This is a genomic window from Shimia sp. W99, assembly GCF_053851455.3.
On the sequence record NZ_JBSQBU020000001.1, the window covers coordinates 3,266,614 to 3,287,939 of the forward strand.

Annotated in this window: 22 protein-coding genes; 11 read left to right on the forward strand and 11 right to left on the reverse strand. The window is 59.8% G+C overall.

The window, feature by feature from the left end; all coding sequences use genetic code 11:
* Nucleotides 1-77: 77 nt before the first annotated feature.
* Nucleotides 78-1,181, reverse strand: a complete 1,104-nt coding sequence (gene leuB, locus ACS3QZ_RS15885) for a 3-isopropylmalate dehydrogenase (RefSeq protein WP_456038717.1) — start codon at nucleotides 1,179-1,181, stop codon at nucleotides 78-80.
* A gap of 60 nt (nucleotides 1,182-1,241) precedes the next feature.
* Complete coding sequence (locus tag ACS3QZ_RS15890; RefSeq protein ID WP_456038718.1) at nucleotides 1,242-2,138, reverse strand: LysR family transcriptional regulator; 897 nt, start codon at nucleotides 2,136-2,138, stop codon at nucleotides 1,242-1,244.
* Nucleotides 2,139-2,233: 95 nt separating this feature from the next.
* Between ACS3QZ_RS15890 and ACS3QZ_RS15895 the strand changes: the two genes are divergently transcribed.
* Nucleotides 2,234-3,148: a Rossmann-fold NAD(P)-binding domain-containing protein gene (locus ACS3QZ_RS15895; protein ID WP_456038719.1), complete on the forward strand. Its 915-nt coding sequence runs from the start codon at nucleotides 2,234-2,236 to the stop codon at nucleotides 3,146-3,148.
* Here ACS3QZ_RS15895 and ACS3QZ_RS15900 read toward each other — a convergent pair.
* The 7 genes from ACS3QZ_RS15900 to ACS3QZ_RS15930 form a co-directional block, all read right to left on the reverse strand.
* Nucleotides 3,115-4,032, reverse strand: coding sequence for an endonuclease/exonuclease/phosphatase family protein (locus ACS3QZ_RS15900; RefSeq protein ID WP_456039354.1), 918 nt, complete (start codon nucleotides 4,030-4,032; stop codon nucleotides 3,115-3,117). The two genes, ACS3QZ_RS15895 and ACS3QZ_RS15900, sit on opposite strands and share 34 nt — an antisense overlap.
* A 98-nt stretch (nucleotides 4,033-4,130) precedes the next feature.
* Nucleotides 4,131-4,964, reverse strand: a complete 834-nt coding sequence (locus ACS3QZ_RS15905; RefSeq protein WP_456038720.1) for a hypothetical protein — start codon at nucleotides 4,962-4,964, stop codon at nucleotides 4,131-4,133.
* 407 nt (nucleotides 4,965-5,371) lie between these two features.
* Entirely contained in the window at nucleotides 5,372-6,208 is an 837-nt protein-coding gene (locus tag ACS3QZ_RS15910) for a hypothetical protein (protein WP_456038721.1), read from the reverse strand.
* A 34-nt stretch (nucleotides 6,209-6,242) separates the two neighbouring features.
* Nucleotides 6,243-6,848 carry a 3-isopropylmalate dehydratase small subunit gene (leuD, locus tag ACS3QZ_RS15915; RefSeq protein WP_456038722.1) on the reverse strand — a complete coding sequence of 202 codons (606 nt, stop codon included), beginning with the start codon at nucleotides 6,846-6,848 and terminating at the stop codon, nucleotides 6,243-6,245.
* Between the two features lie 4 nt (nucleotides 6,849-6,852).
* Entirely contained in the window at nucleotides 6,853-7,284 is a 432-nt protein-coding gene (locus tag ACS3QZ_RS15920; protein WP_456038723.1) for a hypothetical protein, read from the reverse strand.
* On the reverse strand, nucleotides 7,284-8,690 hold the full coding sequence (gene leuC / locus ACS3QZ_RS15925) for a 3-isopropylmalate dehydratase large subunit (RefSeq protein WP_456038724.1): 1,407 nt from the start codon (nucleotides 8,688-8,690) through the stop codon (nucleotides 7,284-7,286). Before leuC ends, ACS3QZ_RS15920 begins: the two co-directional genes overlap by 1 nt.
* A 74-nt stretch (nucleotides 8,691-8,764) precedes the next feature.
* On the reverse strand, nucleotides 8,765-8,941 hold the full coding sequence (locus ACS3QZ_RS15930) for a hypothetical protein (protein WP_165610040.1): 177 nt from the start codon (nucleotides 8,939-8,941) through the stop codon (nucleotides 8,765-8,767).
* Between ACS3QZ_RS15930 and ACS3QZ_RS15935 the strand changes: the two genes are divergently transcribed.
* From ACS3QZ_RS15935 to rlmH, 3 genes are all read left to right on the forward strand, one after another.
* Nucleotides 8,940-10,373: a mechanosensitive ion channel family protein gene (locus ACS3QZ_RS15935; RefSeq protein WP_456038725.1), complete on the forward strand. Its 1,434-nt coding sequence runs from the start codon at nucleotides 8,940-8,942 to the stop codon at nucleotides 10,371-10,373. The genes ACS3QZ_RS15930 and ACS3QZ_RS15935 overlap by 2 nt on opposite strands.
* A gap of 343 nt (nucleotides 10,374-10,716) precedes the next feature.
* Nucleotides 10,717-11,070 carry a ribosome silencing factor gene (gene rsfS, locus ACS3QZ_RS15940; protein ID WP_093093882.1) on the forward strand — a complete coding sequence of 118 codons (354 nt, stop codon included), beginning with the start codon at nucleotides 10,717-10,719 and terminating at the stop codon, nucleotides 11,068-11,070.
* Nucleotides 11,071-11,115: 45 nt separating this feature from the next.
* On the forward strand, nucleotides 11,116-11,586 hold the full coding sequence (rlmH, locus tag ACS3QZ_RS15945) for a 23S rRNA (pseudouridine(1915)-N(3))-methyltransferase RlmH (protein ID WP_456039355.1): 471 nt from the start codon (nucleotides 11,116-11,118) through the stop codon (nucleotides 11,584-11,586).
* Nucleotides 11,587-11,738: 152 nt separating this feature from the next.
* Here the strand turns inward: rlmH and ACS3QZ_RS15950 are convergent, their stop codons facing one another.
* The gene (locus ACS3QZ_RS15950) at nucleotides 11,739-12,434 is read right to left on the reverse strand and encodes a DUF599 domain-containing protein (protein ID WP_456038726.1); all 696 of its coding nucleotides are present in this window, start codon (nucleotides 12,432-12,434) and stop codon (nucleotides 11,739-11,741) included.
* 84 nt (nucleotides 12,435-12,518) lie between these two features.
* On the opposite strand from ACS3QZ_RS15950, the gene ACS3QZ_RS15955 reads away from it, so the two are divergent.
* The 7 genes from ACS3QZ_RS15955 (at nucleotide 12,519) to ACS3QZ_RS15985 (ending at nucleotide 19,780) form a co-directional block, all read left to right on the forward strand.
* The gene (locus ACS3QZ_RS15955) at nucleotides 12,519-13,958 is read left to right on the forward strand and encodes an FAD-linked oxidase C-terminal domain-containing protein (RefSeq protein WP_456038727.1); all 1,440 of its coding nucleotides are present in this window, start codon (nucleotides 12,519-12,521) and stop codon (nucleotides 13,956-13,958) included.
* Nucleotides 13,959-14,021: 63 nt separating this feature from the next.
* Nucleotides 14,022-15,152, forward strand: coding sequence for an FAD-binding protein (locus tag ACS3QZ_RS15960; RefSeq protein ID WP_456038728.1), 1,131 nt, complete (start codon nucleotides 14,022-14,024; stop codon nucleotides 15,150-15,152).
* Between the two features lie 5 nt (nucleotides 15,153-15,157).
* On the forward strand, nucleotides 15,158-16,480 hold the full coding sequence (glcF, locus tag ACS3QZ_RS15965; protein WP_456038729.1) for a glycolate oxidase subunit GlcF: 1,323 nt from the start codon (nucleotides 15,158-15,160) through the stop codon (nucleotides 16,478-16,480).
* Nucleotides 16,481-16,573: 93 nt separating this feature from the next.
* Complete coding sequence (locus ACS3QZ_RS15970; protein ID WP_456038730.1) at nucleotides 16,574-17,377, forward strand: trypsin-like serine peptidase; 804 nt, start codon at nucleotides 16,574-16,576, stop codon at nucleotides 17,375-17,377.
* Nucleotides 17,378-17,497: 120 nt separating this feature from the next.
* The gene (locus tag ACS3QZ_RS15975) at nucleotides 17,498-17,971 is read left to right on the forward strand and encodes an Hsp20 family protein (RefSeq protein ID WP_456038731.1); all 474 of its coding nucleotides are present in this window, start codon (nucleotides 17,498-17,500) and stop codon (nucleotides 17,969-17,971) included.
* Between the two features lie 114 nt (nucleotides 17,972-18,085).
* Nucleotides 18,086-19,297: an MFS transporter gene (locus tag ACS3QZ_RS15980; RefSeq protein ID WP_456038732.1), complete on the forward strand. Its 1,212-nt coding sequence runs from the start codon at nucleotides 18,086-18,088 to the stop codon at nucleotides 19,295-19,297.
* Between the two features lie 75 nt (nucleotides 19,298-19,372).
* Nucleotides 19,373-19,780 carry a globin domain-containing protein gene (locus ACS3QZ_RS15985; RefSeq protein WP_456038733.1) on the forward strand — a complete coding sequence of 136 codons (408 nt, stop codon included), beginning with the start codon at nucleotides 19,373-19,375 and terminating at the stop codon, nucleotides 19,778-19,780.
* Here ACS3QZ_RS15985 and ACS3QZ_RS15990 read toward each other — a convergent pair.
* The gene (locus ACS3QZ_RS15990) at nucleotides 19,777-21,255 is read right to left on the reverse strand and encodes an NAD-dependent succinate-semialdehyde dehydrogenase (RefSeq protein WP_456038734.1); all 1,479 of its coding nucleotides are present in this window, start codon (nucleotides 21,253-21,255) and stop codon (nucleotides 19,777-19,779) included. The two genes, ACS3QZ_RS15985 and ACS3QZ_RS15990, sit on opposite strands and share 4 nt — an antisense overlap.
* Nucleotides 21,256-21,326: the final 71 nt, after the last annotated feature.

Genomic DNA, 21,326 nt, shown 5'->3' on the forward strand with positions numbered 1-21,326 from the left:
GTTATATGCCCTTTGCCAGAATGAAAAAGACCCCGGCATCATGTACCGGGGTCCTTTCAATAGTCAGACGCGTCAAATTACAGGCTGGCGTCCAGCGCGGCGAGGATCGCGTCGCCCATTTCGCTGGTCGATGCGGGGGTACCGCCTTCGGCCTGCATCAGGTCCGCAGTGCGCACGCCATCGGCCAGAACCTTTTCGACCGCAGCTTCCAGACGGTCGGCTTCCGCGCCTTGGTCAAACGAATAACGCAGCGCCATGGCAAAGCTCAGGATACAGGCGCTCGGGTTGGCGATGCCCTTGCCAGCGATGTCCGGGGCCGAGCCGTGTACGGGTTCGTAAAGCGCCTTGGGGCGGCCGTTTTCCATCGGTGCACCAAGGCTGGCAGATGGCAGCATGCCCAGCGAGCCTGTGAGCATCGCGGCACAATCCGACAGGATGTCGCCAAACAGGTTGTCGGTATAGATCACGTCGAACTGTTTCGGAGCGCGCACCAGCTGCATTGCGCCGTTGTCGGCATACATGTGCGAAAGCTCGACCTCGGGGTAATCCTTGGCCACCTCGGTCACGACTTCGCGCCACAGGATGCCCGATTCCATCACGTTGGCCTTTTCCATCGAGCACAACTTCTTGTTCCGGCGCATGGCCAGCTCAAAGGCCGAGCGTGCACCGCGTTCGATCTCGCTCTCGGTGTAACGCTGGGTGTTGATGCCCACACGCTCGTTGCCTTCTTCAAAGATGCCGCGTGGCTCGCCAAAGTAGACGCCGCCGGTCAGCTCGCGCACGATCATGATATCAAGCCCGGAAACGATGTCGGTCTTGAGCGACGAGAAATCCGCCAGCGCGTCAAAGCACTGTGCCGGGCGCAGGTTGGCATAAAGGTCCATTTCCTTGCGCAGGCGCAGAAGACCGCGTTCCGGCTTTACGCTGAAATCCAGGTCGTCGTATTTCGGACCACCCACGGCCCCCAAAAGAACCGCGTCCACTTCCTGGGCCTTGGCCATCGTGTCGTCATGCAGCGGGACGCCGTGTTTGTCATAGGCCGACCCGCCCACGAGGTCTTCGCTCACGTCGAATTTCAGGCCGCGTTTGTCACCCATCCAGTCGATGATGCGGCGTACCTGGGCCATGACTTCGGGGCCAATGCCGTCACCGGCAAGAATAAGAAGCGAAGGGTTGCTCATGGGGCTGTCCGTCCTTGGTAAAAATCGTCCGCACTGCCCTAGCTGGACGCGGCGGAAAGATCAAGAAACGAAGGGCTGCAGCCCCGCGTCCAACAGGGTCCAGACACGGGAAATCCTTGGTGTGTGGCGCAGGCTCTCATGCGCCGTCAGCCACACGGGCAAAACGGGCAGGGGAAAGTCGACCCGAACCTCCTCAAGGCCCGGCGTGGCAAGGGCGATGTTGCGCTGACAGAAGCCAAGCCCACAGCCCGCCCGGATCAACTCCCAATAGGCGCTCTGATTGTCGCAGCGCACCGCGAACCAATCTCGCGAGGCCGGAATCCCCATGGCGCGCATCTCGCGCAGGATGTCATCATTGGCGTCATACCCGACCATATCGTGACGGCGCAGGTCTTCTGCGGTGCGGGGGCGCCCCTTGCGGTCAAGATATCCGGTGGTGGCGAACATGCCGAGCGTGATGTCGCCCAGATGTTTCGTCACCATATCCAGCTGTTCGGGGCGGTACATGCGCACGGCAATATCCGCCTCGCGAAACAGCAGGTTTTCAGACGCGTCCGAGGGGACAAGGTCGATATGGATGTCCGGTTCTTGCGCACGGATATCCGCGATGATGCCCGGCATGGCGTGGTGGGCCATGAACACGCTTGTGGCGATGCGCACATCCCCGGCCAGCCGCGTCTCGCCTCCTGCCGCCGTCAGCGCCAGCGCCGCCATGGCCTCTTCCATCCGCCTTGCGTGGTTCTGGATATCATGCCCCAGCCGGGTGAGTTCGAATCCCCGCGCGTGGCGATGGAACAGCTCGATCCCCAAAGTCTCTTCCAGCGTCCTGATGTGGCGCCCGAGCGTGGGCTGCGAGGCGTTCAGCCTGCGCGCCGCCCCTGACAGGGAACCCGTTTCAGCCACGGCAAGGAAAGACTGAATCAGAGACCAGTCGAGATTTGTCAGTCGCGCATCCATTCATTTTTGAATATCACACTTTTGATTTTCACCAATTCATATTTACAGATGAAGGGGGCATCTTTGTGGTACACCTTCCAAAAGGAGCTTCTTTCATGACCCAGACCGTTCTCATCCTCGGGGCCTCGGGCCGTTTTGGCCGCAACGCGGCTGACGCCTTCGCCGCCGCAGGCTGGCAAGTGCGCCGCTTTGATCGCAAGACCGACACGCTCGCAACCGCCGTGCAGGGCGTGGACGTGATCGTCAATGCCTGGAACCCGGCTTATCCCGACTGGGCCACGCAGGTGCCGCGCCTGCACGGCGAAGTCATCGCCGCCGCCAAATCCGTGGATGCGACCGTAATCGTGCCGGGCAATGTCTATGTCTTCGGTGCCGGCACCCCGGCGCCGTGGTCACAGAACTCGCCGCATGTGGCGACCAACCCCTTGGGCAAGATCCGCCGTGACATGGAGCGCGCCTATCGCGACAGCGGCGTGCGCACGATCCTTCTGCGGGCCGGGGATTTCCTCGATACCGAGGCGTCTGGTAACTGGTTCGACCAGATCATGATCCCGAAAGTGGGCAAAGGCGTGTTTACCTATCCCGGAAACCCGAAGATCGCCCACGCCTGGGCCTACCTGCCCGATCTGTGTCGTGCCGCCGTGTCGCTTGCCGAGATGCGCCAGCATCTCGACCGGTTCGAGGACATCCCCTTTCCCGGATACACGTTGAGCGGAGAGGAGATTTCGGATCACCTGTCGCGGGTCACTGGTCGGCCGGTGCGCCTCAAGCGCATGAACTGGTTACCGCTGCATCTCGCGCGTCCTTTCTGGAAACTGGCGCGACACCTGCTCGAGATGCGCTATCTCTGGAACACGCGACACAGTCTGGATGGTACGCGTTTCGATGCGCTCCTGCCGGGATTCACGCACACGCCCGTGACCACCGCCCTTGCTTCGGCGCTGCCGCAGGACACGCTGCGCCCAATGCTGTCCTCTCAGAATGCAAGGTCGACCCAAACCATCCTGTGACGGCTGGCCGTGGCCACCTCCTTGCCCAGCGTCTCCTCGGCGCTGGGCCAGACCACCCCGGCGTCCCGCACTTTCAGGTCGGACGATGGCAGAACGTAATCCACCCGCAAGTCACCCGGCTCCGGCTCGGGCCAGTCGACCGTTGGCCCCATGTCGGCATGCGGGTCCTGAAGGCGTGGATCGCTTAGCAGTCTCTGCATCACCTCGCGCCGCCCCTCTCCGTGTTCCGGGTCGAGATTGGCATTGCCCATGATCACGAACGCCCCGTCCGGGGGCGTGCCAAGCCCGCCATCCAGTACCACCTGCCAAAGCCGGATCTCGTCTGCGTTGCGCAATCCGTTGCGATCCTCGGGACCGTCAAACACCGGCGGCCCGGCAGCGAAAAGCATCAGCGTCACCCGCTGCCCCTCTGGCCCGACAATCGGCACCACCCAGGCCCCGTGCGCGGACAAAAGCTGCACCGCCTGCGCCGTTTCGGACGGGAAGGGCGCGCCATTTATCTCTGGCAAAACCGCGCCCGGCAGATCACGCCACAACACGCCGCTGAAATCCTGCACGCCGTCCGGCGCCACGGGCCAGCGCGACAGCAGCACCATACCGCCTTCCCCTCGAAACCGTCCGAAACCCTGCGCATCGCGTGGCCCATGCGCCCGCCCGTCGCCATCAAGATCCACACCGCTCGGCACGCCCGCATTCTGCGACAAAGCAAAGACATGTGGGTACGTCACACCAGCCTGCGCCAACACATCCCGCAGCGCTCGTGCCCCGTGCAGCCGATAGTCGATATCCACCCCTTGAAGGAACAACACGTCCGGCGCCACCGATGCGACCACCTCGGCGATTGCGTCCACTTGCGGATCGCCCCGCAGGATGTCGCGCAGCATCAGCCCCGGCCCCTTGCGGGCCAGTTCCACGTCATATGTTGCCAGCCGCAGCCCCTCGGCCCCGGCGGGTGCGCCCCAAAACAAGCACAGGAAAAGGATCAGGCGGTTTGCAAGGCCCTTGCTGCGGCATAGGCGCGACGCCGGTTGTCGCGGATCATCTCGGCCACGCGGGTCATCGCCATGCCCCGCATGATCAGACTTGCCGGAATGAAGGCCCATGCGCTTATCGTCCAGATCAAGGTCATCGGATCGTCGAGATAAATCGGATCCACCAGATCGGACATCATCTGAACCACCGCCGGGATCAAGAATGGCATCAGAAACCCTAACGCAATGTTAAGACGGCCATCGCGCTGCAACCGGGGCAGCACATCGCCCCCTGCCGTAGGATCGAACAGCGGCAGGTTGACCCAGACATTGAACGCCCCGTTGCGCGCCGGCCATCCAAGGATGCGCACATAGAAATAGAACACCATCAGCGCGATCATCGAGATCAGGTAGGAAAGACCGGACGAGGTGCGCACGGCTTCGATCAATTGCGGTGACGCATTGTCGGGCAGCATGATCACCATCAGGCGCACCGGTGAATACGGGAAATCAATCGCGTTGCCGACCACGATCCCCAGCGTATGCAGGAACGACGTAAACGCATTGGGCGCATATTGCCCGCGCGCGATCACCGACAGGCAGAACACCGCGAAAAAGATCGCCAGAAACCGCAGACGGTTGAATGGCGACGCGTAGCGGAATTCGATGATCGACGGATAGGTCGAATAATACTCGATAAAGACGAGACAGCCGGAAAACAGAGCGAACAGCAGCACGATTTCAATCGCGTCGGGGCTTACATTGGGGAGGATCAACGCCGGGGTTGCAAACAGCAACGCCACCAACAATGCCCGCGTCAAGGCGCTTACGATTTTTCCCAACACTGCCCTTTTCCCTTCAAACTGGACGCTCGCGATACGTTGCCGCGATCTTTTTCCAACTTGATCCCGCCTGCTCAGACGGGGGCGCCTCATTCTTGCCTTAATCTTGCCGCCTTTCGCTGTCGCGCTCAAGGTTTACTTTGGATCAGGGTTAAGAAGTCGTCGCCTGTCTTGGTGACTGGTGCGCGAATGCATCAATTCGGAACGAAAAAATGCAGCAAAGCCAATGCGCTACAAGATGTGGTGTCCTACATGGGGCGGGACACCATTGCCGACAGGCTTTTGCGTGCGCTTACACTCAATTGAGGCAGTGCAAAAGGATGCGCCCTATTTCTGCCACATTTTGGACCCGACGCCGCGATCCGCCACATTTGAGGACGCCGGTTTGCACCGCGCGACGGCCCCTGTCGCTACGCTGTTTCGGCGCCATGTTCGGTCGCGGGCCCATGCGCGTCCATGTCAAACCCGATTGTCTCTGCAAACCGGGCCATGAATGACCCGGCCATTGGTCGGACCTGCTTGTGATGCCTGCGAATTCGCGAGGTGTAGATATGAACGGCCATGGTTTGATCGTTCAGCCAGGGTTCCACCCCACCATGCGGATTGAAATAGACATCTGCCAATGACCACGGCAGCGGGTTCAGGATCTGGTAAGGCAGCACATGCCCGTCTTCGCCGTGTTTGGGCAACATATGGGTCAGGGCTTTTGGCCCGACGACATTGGGTGCAAGACGGCAGGCTTCGTACAGCGCCAGCTCTGGCCCAGCCTTGCGCGCCTTGCCCTTGAACCGATGAAACAACCAGTCTGGCACAAAGGACGGATCGTCAAAACTGCTGATCAGTTCGTTGAGCGTGGGCGAGCTGTCCGGCAGCATCAGAACCGCGCCATTGATCCAGCCACCATGTTCATACCCCACAAGATAGCCGTCCCGCGGCACAAAAGGCCGCACACACAGGATGTCCGTGTCGGCCCAGATCATCCGGGCCTTGCGGATCATGTGCAGACGAAAGAAATCCGAAAACACCGCCGGGCTGACATGAGTCAGCAACGTCTCCGGATAGTCCCAAAGCTCCCGTGCCGGAACGAGCGAAAGTCCGGGGAGTTTGGGGTCCTGAATCGTGTCGGTATGAAAAAGTGTCACCGGGTGGCCCGCATGCAGCAATGACTGCAGGGACATCCTGGCAATCCAGTTCAGCTCCGGCCCCACCCAGACCGTGCCGACCGGGAGCAAATCATTGCTTTGCATATCAGCTTTGCTCCCGGTCATGTCTTTTTAAGGATCAGGCCCAGGGGCGCTCGATCTGGGCCTTGGCTTCAAAGGCGTCGATGGATGCGGCCTTCTCCATGGTCAGGCCGATATCGTCCAGTCCGTTGAGCAGGCAATGCTTCTTGAACGGGTCCACGTCGAACGGGATCACCTCGCCGTCCGAGGTGGTGATTTCCTGTGCTTCCAGATCGACGGTCATGCGGGCGTTTTCGCCCTTTTCCGCGTCTTTCATCAGGATATCGACCTGCTCTTGCGGCAGCACGATCGGCAGGATGCCGTTCTTGAACGAGTTGTTGAAGAAGATATCCGCAAATGAGGTCGACACGATGCACTTGATGCCAAAATCGGCAATCGCCCATGGCGCGTGCTCGCGGCTCGACCCACAGCCAAAATTGTCGCCCGCGATCAGGATCTCGGCATTGCGATACTGCGGCTTGTTGAGCACGAAATCAGGGATCTCTGTGCCGTCACGGTTAAAGCGCATCTCGTCAAACAGGTTCTTGCCGAACCCTGTACGCTGGATCGACTTCAGGAACACCTTGGGGATGATCATGTCGGTGTCGATATTCACAAGCGGCATAGGCGCCGCGATACCGTGGAGTTTTTCAAACTTTTCCATGGGACTATTCGTCTCCTCTGAGTAGGTCGCAGTTTCTTGCAACCATTTCTGTGTAGGCAAGCATTCTTCCGGCGGCGTCTGTAGGAAAAGGACCAAAGTCATCTCTCACAGACTGATTGGCAGTTGAGTAGATCTTTCCTAGAGAAAAATCGGTCGAGCCTTCATCCATGTTCCAGGAAACCGCTACTGGAAGCCGTTTCGCGATACTTTCAGATACCAATCCGTTTTCTTTGGCTTTAAAAAACCGTCTGCCGGCTGCCATGCCTAATTCTAGATAGTGTTGTTCCTTCTCTTTTTTTGCCGCCATGCCCGCGAACACCGAACATGTGAAATACGCATAGGTAAGCCTCGCGTCTTCAACGGTCTCTTGCTGTGCAAAGCTGGTGGTCGCCAGCCCGCACAGCAAAGGAGCAAGTGCGAAAGAGAAAAGTCTCATCAGATCAACTCACGCACATCCGTCAGCTTGCCGGTCAGCGCAGCCGCTGCGGCCATTGCCGGGGACACGAGGTGCGTGCGGCCCTTGTAGCCCTGACGCCCTTCGAAGTTCCGGTTCGAGGTCGAGGCGCAGCGCTCGTTCTCGCTGAGCTGATCGGGGTTCATCGCCAGACACATCGAGCATCCCGCAAGGCGCCATTCGAAACCGGCCGCCTTGAAGATGTCAGCCAGACCTTCTTCCTCGGCCTGTGCGCGGACAAGGCCCGAACCGGGCACGATCATGGCGCGCATGCCGTCCTTAATCTTCTTGCCTTTGACCACTTCGGCCACGGCACGCATGTCCTCGATCCGGCCGTTGGTGCAGGACCCGATGAACACTGTGTCGATCTCGATCTCGTTGAGCTTCTGACCCGGAGTCAGGCCCATGTACTCGATCGAGCGGCGCGCCGCTTCGATCTTGCCGCCGGTAAAGTCCTCGGGGTTCGGTACCACGCCGGTGATCGGCAGAACGTCCTCGGGGCTGGTACCCCATGTGACGACCGGCTCGATGTCTTCGGCGGCGATGGTCACGACCTTGTCAAAATGCGCGCCTTCATCCGTGTAGAGCGTTTTCCAGTATTCCAGAGCCTGTTCGAACGCCGCGCCCTTTGGGCTGTGCGGACGGCCCTTGACGTATTCGAACGTGGTCTCGTCCGGTGCGATCAGACCGGCGCGGGCGCCGCCTTCAATGGCCATGTTACAGACGGTCATGCGGCCTTCCATGCTGAGATCGCGGATCGCTTCACCGCAATACTCGATCACATAACCGGTGCCGCCGGCGGTCCCGGTCTCGCCAATCACGGCCAGCGTGATGTCCTTGGCGGTCACGCCCGGCTTCAGCTTGCCGGTGATCTCGACCTTCATGTTCTTCGATTTCTTCTGGATCAGAGTCTGGGTGGCCAGCACGTGCTCCACTTCCGACGTGCCGATCCCGTGGGCCAGCGCGCCAAATGCGCCGTGGGTGGCCGTATGCGAGTCGCCGCACACCACGGTCATACCGGGCAGGGTCCAGCCCTGTTCCGGACCAACGATGTGCACGATGCCCTGACGCACGTCCGAAACGGGGTAATAATGCACTCCGAACTCCTTGGCGTTCTTGTCCAGCGCCTCAACCTGAATGCGGCTTTCCTCGGTCATCTGGCTGGGGTCTTCACGGCCCGCGGTGGTCGGCACGTTATGGTCCGGCACGGCAATGGTCTTTTCCGGGGCGCGCACCTTGCGGCCCGCCATGCGCAGCCCTTCAAAGGCCTGCGGGCTGGTCACTTCGTGAACAAGGTGACGGTCGATATAAAGCAGGCAGGTGCCGTCCTCGGCCTCGTGGGCAACATGGGCATCCCAGATCTTGTCATAGAGTGTTTTGGGGGACATCGGTCCTCTCCATTTCTTTTACATTGGCTGATATGGCTTCGCAGGTATGGCACGCGAAAAGGCGCGCCGCGCGCTCATAGAGCGGCGATGACGGATTTCGACTGACCAAAAAAGCGCCAGGGCAAAAAGGCGCGGTCGTCAATGTCATAGATGCGTTTCATGGCCCCGCCATACACCGCCTGCGAGATTCCTTCAAGCGCGGCTTGCAGCGTTGCAAGATCATTGCCCAGCCCGCCCAAGCCGTGCAACATGGGTTCAATGGAAGAAGAAATCGCAACCGGCACCGAAACCACCACAGCCGACGCACAGGCGGATGCGCTCAACCGCACCGCCGGGGCCGCGCGCGAGGTTGATACGCCGGCCCCTGACACTGAAACCACGCAGATCGTGCTGGGTATCTGGGACCAGGTGAGAGGTTTTCTCGAAGACCTGCTACGCCCATGGAATGCCTATCAGGTGGCCATCGCGCTCGGTCTCGTCGCGCTTTCCTTCCTGATTGCCCGCACCCTGCAGCCCCGGCTCTATGACTGGCTCAAGACCCGCGAAGGCTGGGCCAAGTGGCGCTACCGATACGCGATGATGATCTATCGGCGCCTGCCGCTGGTGGTGTTCGTTGCGATCACCTGGCTCACGGTGCTGGTCATGCGCGAACTGACATGGCCAAGCCGATCTTACCTGTTGGCGGTGCTGGCCAATCTCGGGACGGCCTGGCTTGTCGTGGTGCTGGTCGTGCGTCTCGTTCAAAACTCCGCCTTGCGCAGCTTCTTGCGCTACGGCGCCTGGGCGTGGATCACGATTGTCATCCTTGGCCTCTCGCAAGAGGCGATGCAGCTCATGGACAGCATCGCCATTGAGATAGGTGATTCCCGCCTCACGCTCTGGATGGTGATTCAGGCGGCGCTGATCCTCGGGCTGACCTTTGCACTGGTGCGGTTCCTGTCGCGCCAGACCGCCAACCGCATCCGCTCCAACGAAGATATCTCGCCCTCGATGCAGGTGCTTTTTGTCAAGTTCCTGCAGGTGCTACTCTACGGCGCGGCCTTCTTCATCGGCCTGCGCACTATCGGCTTTGACCTGCGCGGGCTGGCGTTTCTCTCGGGTGCGATTGGTGTCGGCATCGGTTTCGGCCTGCAAAAGGTGGTGTCCAACCTTGTCTCGGGCGTCATCATCCTTTTGGACAAGTCGATCAAACCCGGCGACGTGATCTCTCTGGGGGAAACCTTCGGCTGGATCAATTCGCTCTCGGCCCGCTACGTCAGCGTGGTAACGCGCGACGGCAAGGAATACCTGATCCCGAACGAAGACCTGATCACCGGGCAGGTGGTGAACTGGTCCCATTCCGACACCTATGTGCGGCTCGATATTTATTTCGGGACCGCCTATGACGATGACCCTCACGCGGTGCGCAAGATTGCCATCGAAGCTGCCAAAGGGGTCGACCGGGTTCTGAGCTTTCCCAAGACGCCGGTTTGCCACATTGTCGGCTTTGGCGACAGCAGCGTGGATTACATCCTGCGTTTCTGGATCGAGGACCCGACCGGCGGGCTGACCAATATCCGCGGTAACGTGTACCTGGCCCTGTGGGATGCGTTTCAGGAAAACGGCATTTCCATTCCCTTCCCGCAGCGCGAAGTGCGGATGCTGGGGGAGGAAAACGCCACTGGCCCGGAAACAAGCCCGTAGGGCACCGGGCCAACGGCGGACCGGCCCCATGGGCCGCCGTTTTCTCAAGGGGGGCATGCCGCTCAAATCACGCATGTATTCCTCGAGATAAAACGCTACCGATCTTGCGGTGCAGCGGCGCGCCCCGGTCCGCCGCTGGCCCGTCTGGTGATCCATCGCGCCGCAAACCCTGCGTCTTTTGGCAACAATCGGCTCGCAGCCTCTTGCCTTTCATTGAGAAGTGCTATTGACGGTGCTATCTTGAAAATACGCCCGGCACCGGGGCATTGCGGTGCGTTGCAAGGAGGGCAGGAATCTGTCTCTGAATACGGATGTGGCAAATGCTGCTGAAGAAGGCGCGGCCATGACGACCGCCCAGTCCGATACGACAAGCGAGCAACTGCTTGCGCGTATCCTTACCTCTCTCGAAGAAGACAAGGCCGAAGACATCGTGCAGATTGATCTGCGCGGCAAGTCGTCGATCGGGGATTACATGGTGGTCTGTTCCGGACGTTCGTCCCGCCAGGTGGCCGCTATCTCTGAAAAGCTGGTGGAACGGCTCAAGGCCGAGTTTGGCCGTGGGGCCAAGGTCGAAGGCAAAGAGACCGGCGACTGGGTGTTGATCGACACCGGCGACGTGATCGTGCATGTCTTCCGTCCCGAAGTGCGCGAGTTTTACCAGCTCGAAAAGATGTGGCTTCCGGCAGGCACCGCCTGATCGGCTGACATCAAGGCGCAACCGCGCGCGGGAGAGAGTATGGCACTGAAGGTGCATATCTGCGCCGTTGGTCGGCTGCGGTCCGGCCCCGAGCGCGAGTTGCTTGACGATTACCTGACACGATTTGACCGGACCGGCCGGGCGCTGGGCCTTGGCCCCGTTGCCGTGCACGAGGTCGAAGACCGCAAGGGCGGCGGGATGTCTGCCGAGGCAGGTCTCCTCTCGGGGGTGATCCCGCGCGGCGCGGTGATCTGCGCGCTGGATGAGCGCGGCAAGCTGATGTCCTCGCCCGATTTTGCCAACATGCTGGCAGGCTGGCGTGACGAGGGGCGCGGGGATCTGGCCTTTGTCATCGGGGGCGCGGATGGCATTGATCCCGCCTTGCGGGCTCAGGCCGATGCCAAGCTCAGTTTTGGTAAGATGGTTTGGCCACATATGCTCGCCCGCGTGATGCTGGGCGAGCAGCTCTACCGCGCGGCCTCAATCCTTGCCGGCGCCCCCTATCATCGCACCTGACCAATTTCCCTTATCAAAAGGTTAAGTGCGTTCCTGTCACCGGGGCGTTATTTGGGCGGGACGTTTTCCATACCGACGCGATACCGATGAAATACCGACGTAATACCGACACGCGATTCGATGGGGTCAGCCGTTGTTAACCATTGCGTGCCTCAGTCGACTTCCCGCAGCAGGGCTTCGCGTGATTGCGACGCAAACTCCCGTCGCCAGAGCACGAATACCGTGATCGCCGTCCCGGTCATCAGGGCCGCCGCGCCAAACAACCACGCCGAAGCCGCCAGTCCGAAATAGACAGACCGCATTGCCCGGTTGAAGCTGCGCGAGGCGGTGATGTTGATCTCGGCGGCAATGTTGGCGCGTGGTAACGCCTTGGGATCGCTTGCATTATTCGGGACGGATGACATAACGACCGAGCAGTATCCAAAAAGCCGGTGCGCCCAGACGAACTTGAGAAAAGCGTTGGCGACGAAGATCAGCATGACGACGATCTTGAATTCCAGCAGGATCGGCTGCGCCTGAAGCGTGAAATCCCGCGCCACGCCGGCAAGCTGATCGGCATTGCCGATCAATGCCAGCCCGCCGCCGATGGCAATCATCGTTGCCGAGGCAAAAAAAGCCGTACCCTGCCGCAAGTTACCAAGAATCTGTGCATCAAAAACCCTCGGGTTCCGATCCAGAAACGCCGCCATCCACTCGCGCCTGTAATGCTCCATCAACCGCGAGACCGAGGGGCGGCGCGTTGGGGAATTTTCAATGAAATACCCTATACTGGTCCAAGCCACGAACAGCGCAGCAAAAGCAACGATATCCAGCGTGGAAAAAAGCGCAAAACGTTCGGTCCAAGTCATACCCGAACCCTAGCGCGACATATTGGGACTTGCCAGCGTCTAAAATTGGTTATAAAAACTTACCAATTAAAGCGAGGTAAGTTTATGGACATGCCAGCCCCCAACCCGGCCATCCTGTCGCGCAAGGCCCAGATCGTGGCCCGCCTGCGCAGCGTTCTTCCGGCCGACGCGGTGATCGACGACCCGGTCGAAACGCGTGCCTATGAGTGTGATGCGCTCACCGCCTACCGCTGCCCACCGCTGGCCGCCGTTCTGCCCGCGAGCACCGAAGAGGTGTCGGCGGTTCTGAAGATCTGCCACGAGGAAGGTGTTCCCGTGGTGCCCCGCGGCGCAGGAACATCGCTTGCCGGAGGCGCCATGCCGACCGAGGACGCGATTATCCTCGGGGTGGCCAGAATGAACGAAGTCCTTGAAACGGATTATGAAAATCGCTTCATTCGGGTGCAGACAGGGCGCACGAACCTGAGCGTATCCGGCGCGGTCGAGGAGGAAGATTTCTTCTACGCCCCCGACCCTTCGAGCCAGCTCGCCTGCGCCATCGCGGGCAATATTGCTATGAATTCTGGCGGCGCGCATTGCCTCAAATACGGTGTCACCACGAACAACCTTCTGGGCGTGAAAATGGTCATGATGGATGGCGAAGTTGTCGAGATCGGCGGCGCACATCTGGACGCGGCCGGACTTGATCTTCTGGGCCTCATCTGCGGCTCCGAAGGCCAGTTGGGCGTCGTGACCGAAGCCACCCTGCGAATTCTGCGCAAGCCAGAAGGTGCGCGCCCAGTGCTCATGGGGTTTGATAGCAATGAGGTCGCAGGTCACTGCGTCAGCGACATCATCAAGGCTGGTATCCTGCCTGTCGCCATCGAATTCATGGACCGCCCCTGTATTCGCGCCACCGAGGCCTTTGCCGGGGCGGGCTATCCTGATTGCGAAGCACTTCTGATTGTCGAGGTTGAGGGCAGCGAAGAAGAAATCGAAGCGCAGCTTGAGCGCATCATCGCGATTGCCCGCACCCACAATCCGGTTGAGCTTCGCGAAAGTGGGTCGGCAGAGGAAAGTGCCAAGATCTGGCTGGGCCGTAAATCCGCCTTTGGCGCGATGGGACAAATCAATGATTACATGTGTTTGGACGGCACCATCCCGGTGAGCCAACTTCCCCTGGTGCTGCGCCGGATTGGCGAGATGTCCAAGGAGTTTGGTCTCGACGTCGGCAACGTCTTCCACGCCGGAGACGGCAACATGCACCCGCTGATCCTGTTTGACGCCAACAAGCCGGGCGACCTTGAGAAATGCGAGGCTTTCGGCGCCGAGATCCTGAAGCTTTGTGTTGAGGTCGGCGGTTGCCTGACAGGTGAGCATGGTGTGGGGATCGAAAAGCGCGACTTGATGGTGACGCAATATGAACCGGGCGATCTGGAAATCCAGATGGCGGTCAAGGATGTATTTGATCCCAAATGGTTGCTGAACCCGGCCAAGGTGTTCCCCTTGGCCGCAAGCAACACACGCCGGATTGCAGCGGAATAGGGGGCTTTGCCCCCGTCGCGTAAACGCGACTCCCCCAAGGTATTTTGGACCATTGAGAAGATGATGAAACCTGAGAGTGAGGCCGAGCTGGCCGAGATGGTAGCAGCGGCCAAAGGGCCTTTGCGGATTGTGGGTGGCGGCACGCGCGACATTGGTGCACCGGTTGATGGCGATGTGCTGAGTGCGGCGGGCCTGTCCGGGATAACGCTTTACGAGCCGGGCGCTCTGACGTTGGTGGCCAGGGCCGGTACGCCCCTTGAGGAGATCGAAGCGGCGTTGGCGGCGGAAGGTCAGCGGCTGGGGTTCGAGCCGATGGACCACCGCGTTCTGCTGGGTACACAAGGCACACCAACGATCGGCGGTGTCGTGGCAGCCAATGTCTCTGGGCCGCGCCGTATCCAGGCGGGGGCCTGCAGGGATTCAGCGCTGGGAGTTAGGTTCATCGACGGCACTGGGCAAATCCTCAAGAATGGCGGACGGGTGATGAAAAACGTGACCGGCTATGACCTCGTGAAGTTGATGGCCGGGTCGTGGGGCACGCTGGGTGTGCTGAGCGAGGTGTCGTTGAAAGTGCAGGCGATCCCGGAATGCGTTGGCACATTGGCCTGGCGGGGTTTGGGGTGGATTGCTGCGCAAAAAGTTTTTGCAGACGCTTTGGGCTCACCGTTTGACGTGACAGGCGCCGCGAGATTGCCAGAGGGTTGGGGCAGCCCGGACGAGAAATCCTGGACGTTTGTCCGTGTGGAGGGCTTGGAGGAATCCGTCAATTATCGGCTTGGCAGGTTGCAAGAGTTAGTATCGGTGGAACCTGAAAAAATAGTAGTGGACTCCGATGAGAACGCAAAGCTTTGGCAGGCAGTACGCGACGTTGAACCCTTTGCCGGTAAACCGGGCAACGTCTGGCGCTGGTCGGTCAAACCAAGTGACATGATCAAAGTGACCGGGAAGTGGGATTTTCAGCACGTCGTTGATTGGGGCGGAGGTTTGGTGTGGTCTCTTGTTCCGGAGGACATTGATTTTCGGTTGAAATTGGAAGGGCTGGGGGGACACGCGACCCTCGTCCGAGCTTCAGACACAGTTCGGGCGGATGTGCCGGTCTTCCACCCGGAATCCTCGCCGGTCGCCGCACTTTCCAAAGGGTTGCGCGCCCGGTTCGATCCGCGCGGCATCCTCAATCCGGGACTCATGGGGTAAGCCAGATGCAGACGACCTTTACCGAAGACCAGCTCAAGGATCCCGGCATCCAGCGCGCCAACGAAATTCTGCGCGCCTGCGTGCATTGTGGGTTTTGCACGGCCACTTGCCCCACCTACCAGGTGCTGGGCGACGAGTTGGACAGCCCGCGTGGGCGGATCTACCAGATCAAGGATATGCTCGAAAACGAGCGTGATCCCGACCCCAAGACGGTAATGCATATCGACCGCTGCCTGTCCTGTCTGGCCTGTATGACGACCTGCCCTTCGGGGGTGCATTACATGCATCTTGTGGACCATGCGCGCGAGTATATCGAAGGTAAGTACAAACGCCCGTTCATGGACCGGATGCTGCGCTGGACGCTCGCACGTATCCTGCCCTATCCGACACGGTTCCGTCTGGCCCTTCTGGGGGCCAAGATCGGGCGCCCCTTTGCCTTTCTGATGCCGGATGCTCGGCTCAAGGCAATGCTGGAAATGGCGCCGAAGCATATCCCGCCGGTGAGCCGAAATGACGATCCGCAAAGCTTTGCGCCCGAACAGACGCGTAAAAAGCGCGTTGCACTGATGACGGGCTGCGCGCAGAAGGCGCTCAATACGGATATCAACGACGCCACGATCCGGCTTCTGACGCGGCTGGGCTGTGAAGTCGTGGTGGCCGAGGGGGCCGGGTGCTGTGGGGCCCTCACGCACCACATGGGCAAGACGGAAGAGAGCCATGCGACCGCGGCCAGGAACATCCGTGCATGGTGTCGCGAGATGGATGGCGCGGGGCTTGATGCCATCGTGATCAACACCAGCGGCTGTGGCACCACGGTCAAGGATTACGGCTTCATGTTCCGAAATGAGGCGCTGGCGACGGATGCCAGACGGGTAAGCGATATCGCTATGGATGTCTCGGAATTACTGATGACTCTGGATATGCCCGAAAGCGGGGACAAGGAAACCGTGGTGGCCTATCACGCTGCCTGTTCTCTGCAGCATGGTCAGCAGATCAAGACCTTTCCCAAGGATCTTCTCAAACGCGCCGGGTACACCGTGGTCGAGCCTGCCGACAGCCATCTTTGCTGCGGGTCGGCGGGGACGTACAACCTCATGCAGCCCGAAATTTCCAAACAACTCAAGGCCCGAAAGGTGCGCACGCTGGAGGCCAAGAACCCCGATATCATCGCGGCGGGCAACATTGGTTGCATGATGCAGATCGGCGGGGGAACAGACGTGCCGATCGTGCATACGGTCGAACTTCTGGACTGGGCCACAGGCGGCCCGCAACCCCCGGCGCTGACAGCCGAGGGCAAGCGGGTGCCGGAGATACCGATCTTGCGGTAACCGGACTGGGGCCAAAGCAGGCCACGCTGCTGCCCCATTTCCGCCCAGACCGGGTGCTAGGTGCTTGGGGAAGAGCCTACCGGAGGACGCGCTTTGGCCCGCATTCTGACCTTCATTGTCACGCTGTTTCTGGCAAATATTGCCTGGGCACAGGACACTTCCCTGCGCAGCCTGAACACGGGCGAGGACAGCAAGGGCTGGGGTGCGGTCGGGCGGCTGGAAATTGGGGGTCGGGGTTTTTGCACCGGCGCCCTGATTGCTCCGGACCTTGTGTTGACTGCTGCGCATTGCCTGTATGATCGCTCTACGGGCAAGCGTATTGATACAGAACAGATCGAGTTTCGGGCCGGCTGGCGCAACGGGCGAGCCGAAGCCTATCGCAGTGTGCGTCGGGCCGTGGTTCATCCGGAATACAACTTTGACCGCGCAGGTGGGGCCAAAAGAGTCATCAACGACCTCGCTGTGTTGAAACTCCACCACCCGATCCGCAACACGACGATCAAGCCCTTTGAGACGGCAGGACGCATTCGAAAGGGCACCAAGATCGGTGTGGTCTCCTATGCGGTGGGCCGCGAAGAGGCCCCTTCGTTTCAGGAAATGTGCCGCGTGCTGGGCCACCAGCAGGGGGTCTACGTCATGTCCTGCAATGTCGATTTCGGCAGTAGCGGTGCGCCGGTCTTTGCCTTTGAGAACGGTGAAACCCGCATTGCCTCGGTGGTTTCGGCAAAGGCAGAGATGGATGGCGCCAAGGTGTCTCTGGGCATGGGACTCGACGGTCCTCTTGAACTGTTGATGGCCGAGCTGAACAATGCCTCTGGCCCCAAGGTGCGCAGCATGTCAGTGCAAGAGGGGCGCCAGAGCACCGGTGCCAAATTCGTGCGTGCCAACGGGGGTTGAAACCCAAAATTTGCATCCCAAATCATGTGGTATCGGAACGCCGATGACCGGGTTCCGCTGAACTGGCCTGTCCGAAATGGAAGGCTGACAACTGGTATCGCTCATGATGGAGGATAACCCATGCGCAGTTTTGATTTTGCACCGCTTTACCGTTCGACCGTTGGTTTTGACCAACTTGCCAACATGATGGACCGTGTTCTGTCCAACGAAGTCGGACAGTCGAGCTACCCCCCATATAACATCGAAAAAACCGCAGAAGATGCCTATCGCATCTCGATTGCGGTAGCCGGTTTTGCCGCCGAGGACCTTGGCATCGAAGTCAAGGAAAACGCACTTGTCGTGACCGCGCGCAAATCGGAAGATGCCGAGGAAAAAACATATCTGCATCGCGGCATCGCCACCCGCGCATTCGAGCGCCGTTTCCACCTTGCCGATCATGTCCGCGTGACCGGGGCAAGCCATGTGGATGGCATGCTGCACATTGATCTGGAGCGCGAGATTCCCGAAGCGCTCAAGCCGCGTCGGATTGAGATCGCACGTGGCGATACCGCTCAGATCGAAAAAGACGTGGTTGATGCCAAGGCCGTCAACTGATCAAACAGGCAACCTGTGCATCGGCGCGCCGGTCCTCCGGCGCGCCTTTTGTTTGCGGGGTTGTTGTCTTGCCCGTGATCCGCCAATCTCCGACTGTATTTCCTGAACAAGGCAATGACTGTCGTGAACCTCGCCGCCCTCAAGTCCGCGAATTTCCGCACCTACGTATCGGGCAGCATCTTTGGCCTGCTTGCCATTTGGATGCAGCGCGTGACGGTGGGGTGGATCGCGTGGGATTTGACCGGATCATCAAGCTTTGTAGGTCTCATTGCCTTCGTGCAATTCGCCCCGGCCATTGTCTTGTCCCCGCTCTTCGGAGTCTGGGTGGACCGCGTCGATGTCAAGCGTGCGACGTTCCTGATCCAGTTGGTGAACTTCGCCGTGATGTTTGCCTTCTATGTTTTCTTTGCCGTTGGATGGCTGGCCCCGGTGACGATGATCGTGCTGACGTTGATCTCAGGCATCGCTCTGGCGGCCAATCACCCGATGCGTATGTCCTTGGCCCCGCGTCTCGTGCGGCGGGAGCTGGTCGGGTCCGTGGTTGCCATTGTCGCGATCAATTTCAACGTCGCGCGGACCTTGGGGCCAGCTATCGGCGGGGTCATGATCGGAACAATTGGCGTAGCCACCACGCTTCTGGTTCAGGCGCTTCTGTTTCTTCCTTTTCTTTTCGCGTTGCTGCGGCTTGAGGTTCGTCCACGCCGGGACACGGCAACTGACCCCGGTTCTTTTTTCGAAGCGCTGCGACAGGGTCTTGCCCATGTGTGGCGCACACCAGTGATCTGGCGCGCCATTGTGATTGGTGGTGCGCTGGCCACGATTGCGCGTGGAGCGCTGGAGATTCTGCCTCCGCTGGCGGATGGCGTGTTCCAAAGGGGGCCAGAGGGTCTCGGAGTTTTGTTGACGGCGACAGGGTTGGGTGCAGTTGTCGGAGGGTTTTTCAAAGCGGCATTGCCGCCGCAAGCGCCGGGTCGTATTCCAAACATCACGATCAGCGCTATTGTTGTCGGGTTGTTGATGGTTTCGGCGCTGGGCGCGGCTCCGGGCTGGATGCTTGCACTGACGGTCGCTGCTGCCATCGCTTTTGTCACCACTTTGTCTGCAATTTCAATGCAGACGGCCATCCAGATGGAACTGGAGGACGACATGCGCGGCAGGGTCATGAGCCTTTGGGCGGTTGTTGTCGCGGGTGGCTCGGCAATCGGGGCTTGGGCTCTGGGGGTGCTGGCCGACCTGATCGGCTTTCAGGAAACACTGTTTTGGGCGGGTATTTTGTCAGCTGCCGGATTAACTTTGTACCTGGTTATCTCTCACCGTCGCGCTTAGGAAACCGGGCCGTCAGGGGGATGTTAACGTTCTTGTCCTAGGATGCATCTATTGTGACTGCGATTTTGGAATACCATGACCCCGGAACAGATCGCCATTGTTCAGAAAAGTTTTCAGAAGGTGTTTCTGCAGAAGGCCGAAATCGCCAATGCCTTTTACGAGCATTTGTTCGCTTCGATGCCATCTGCGCGCGGCATGTTCCAAAACGACATGCAGCAGCAAAAAGAGATGTTTGCGACTATGTTGGTGATGACCGTGCGCCTTCTCAATCGTCAGGACGAGTTGGCCGAAGTCGCAAAACGGCTTGTACTGGTGCATGGCCGTTTCGGTGTTACGAAAGATCAGTTCTTGCTTGCGGGTGACGCAGTCGTGCAGGCGTTACGCGATGTTCTGGCCGAAGAGTTCACACCCGAAGTGGATGCGGCTTGGCAGCAGGCCACGCAGGAGCTGGTGTCCCGCGTGGCCGTGATGTTGCCGGATTAGACCGACATGCAGATGTATTTCATTTCCAGATAGTCTTCGATGCCATGATGACTGCCTTCGCGGCCGAGCCCGGATTGCTTCACGCCGCCAAAAGGGGCCACCTCGGTTGAGATGATACCGGTGTTGACGCCGACGATGCCGTATTCCAGCGCCTCGGCCACCTTGTAAACGCGGCTGAGATCATTGGCGTAGAAATACGAGGCCAGCCCGAAGATCGTGTCATTCGCCATTGCGATGACCTCGTCTTCGTCCTCGAACTTGAAGAGCGGCGCCAGCGGCCCAAAGGTCTCGTCCGTGGCAAAGGCCATGTCAGTTGTTGCGCCGGTGACGATCGTAGGCTGGAAGAATGTTCCGCCCAGTTCCGAGGGGTTGCCGCCAAGGATGACTTCCGCGCCTTTCGCCGTTGCATCAGCGATATGCTCCTGCACCTTCACAACCGCCTCGGCGTTTATGAGTGGCCCAAAGATCGTGCCTTCATCAAGCCCGTCGCCGACTTTCATCGCGGCGACGCGCGCCTTGAGCTTTTCGGCAAAGGCGTCATAGACCCCGGCCTGCACATAGATGCGGTTGGCACAGACGCAAGTCTGACCGTTGTTGCGGAACTTGCACAGAATCGCGCCTTCGACAGCCGCGTCCAGATCGGCGTCGTCAAACACGATGAACGGTGCGTTGCCGCCCAGCTCCATCGAGCACTTCATCACGCTGTCTGCAGCCTGACGCAGCAGAATGCGACCGACCTCGGTGGATCCTGTGAAGGTCAGCTTGCGCACGGCGTCGTTCTCGCAGAACTCCTTGCCGATCTCGCTTGATCGCGACGATGGAACGATATTCAGAACGCCAGCGGGAATGCCCGCGCGCTCGGCCAGAACGCCGAGCACGATTGCCGAGAGCGGTGTCTCGGCTGCCGGACGTGCCACAAAAGAACACCCTGCCGCCAGGGCGGGTCCCGCCTTGCGGGTGATCATGGCATTGGGGAAGTTCCATGGCGTGATTGACGCTGCCACCCCAATAGGCTGCTTGATCACCGTAATGCGCTTGTCACGCTGATGGCCGGGAATGGTTTCGCCATAGATACGCTTGGCCTCTTCGGCGAAAAACTCGATGAACGACGCGCCATAGGCAATCTCACCGACGGCCTCGGCCAGCGGTTTGCCCATTTCAGCGGTCAGGATGATGCCAAGGTCCTGCTGGTTTTCCATCATCAGGTCGAACCATTTGCGCAGGACAGCCGCCCGCTCTTTGCCAGTCCACTTGGCCCAGTCCTTCTGAGCGGCTTCGGCCTGCGCAATCGCGCCTGCGACCTGTGCGCGGCTGACGTCGGCAACTTGCGCCACAATGTCACCGCGCGCGGGGTTGGTGACGTCAAAGGTTGCGCCTCCCTCGCCATCAACCCACTTGCCACCGATATAGGCGCGCGTTTCCAGCAGGCTGGGATCGTTAAGAAGGGATTTGAGATTAGTCACGGTATCAAGCATTCTGACCTCCCGAAGTGAGCTTTGGTCTTGGCAGATCATTTTTGATCAAATTTGTCCAGTCAAGACTGATA

Coding starts and splice junctions, on each gene's coding strand:
- leuB (WP_456038717.1), bottom strand. CDS start 1,181: ATGAGCAACCCTTCGCTTCTTATTCTTGCCGGTGACGGCATTGGCCCC.
- ACS3QZ_RS15890 (WP_456038718.1), bottom strand. CDS start 2,138: ATGGATGCGCGACTGACAAATCTCGACTGGTCTCTGATTCAGTCTTTC.
- ACS3QZ_RS15895 (WP_456038719.1), top strand. CDS start 2,234: ATGACCCAGACCGTTCTCATCCTCGGGGCCTCGGGCCGTTTTGGCCGC.
- ACS3QZ_RS15900 (WP_456039354.1), bottom strand. CDS start 4,032: ATGCTGCGCGACATCCTGCGGGGCGATCCGCAAGTGGACGCAATCGCC.
- ACS3QZ_RS15910 (WP_456038721.1), bottom strand. CDS start 6,208: ATGCAAAGCAATGATTTGCTCCCGGTCGGCACGGTCTGGGTGGGGCCG.
- leuD (WP_456038722.1), bottom strand. CDS start 6,848: ATGGAAAAGTTTGAAAAACTCCACGGTATCGCGGCGCCTATGCCGCTT.
- ACS3QZ_RS15920 (WP_456038723.1), bottom strand. CDS start 7,284: ATGAGACTTTTCTCTTTCGCACTTGCTCCTTTGCTGTGCGGGCTGGCG.
- leuC (WP_456038724.1), bottom strand. CDS start 8,690: ATGTCCCCCAAAACACTCTATGACAAGATCTGGGATGCCCATGTTGCC.
- ACS3QZ_RS15935 (WP_456038725.1), top strand. CDS start 8,940: ATGGGTTCAATGGAAGAAGAAATCGCAACCGGCACCGAAACCACCACA.
- ACS3QZ_RS15930 (WP_165610040.1), bottom strand. CDS start 8,941: ATGTTGCACGGCTTGGGCGGGCTGGGCAATGATCTTGCAACGCTGCAA.
- rsfS (WP_093093882.1), top strand. CDS start 10,717: ATGACGACCGCCCAGTCCGATACGACAAGCGAGCAACTGCTTGCGCGT.
- ACS3QZ_RS15950 (WP_456038726.1), bottom strand. CDS start 12,434: ATGACTTGGACCGAACGTTTTGCGCTTTTTTCCACGCTGGATATCGTT.
- ACS3QZ_RS15955 (WP_456038727.1), top strand. CDS start 12,519: ATGGACATGCCAGCCCCCAACCCGGCCATCCTGTCGCGCAAGGCCCAG.
- ACS3QZ_RS15960 (WP_456038728.1), top strand. CDS start 14,022: ATGAAACCTGAGAGTGAGGCCGAGCTGGCCGAGATGGTAGCAGCGGCC.
- glcF (WP_456038729.1), top strand. CDS start 15,158: ATGCAGACGACCTTTACCGAAGACCAGCTCAAGGATCCCGGCATCCAG.
- ACS3QZ_RS15975 (WP_456038731.1), top strand. CDS start 17,498: ATGCGCAGTTTTGATTTTGCACCGCTTTACCGTTCGACCGTTGGTTTT.
- ACS3QZ_RS15980 (WP_456038732.1), top strand. CDS start 18,086: ATGACTGTCGTGAACCTCGCCGCCCTCAAGTCCGCGAATTTCCGCACC.
- ACS3QZ_RS15985 (WP_456038733.1), top strand. CDS start 19,373: ATGACCCCGGAACAGATCGCCATTGTTCAGAAAAGTTTTCAGAAGGTG.
- ACS3QZ_RS15990 (WP_456038734.1), bottom strand. CDS start 21,255: ATGCTTGATACCGTGACTAATCTCAAATCCCTTCTTAACGATCCCAGC.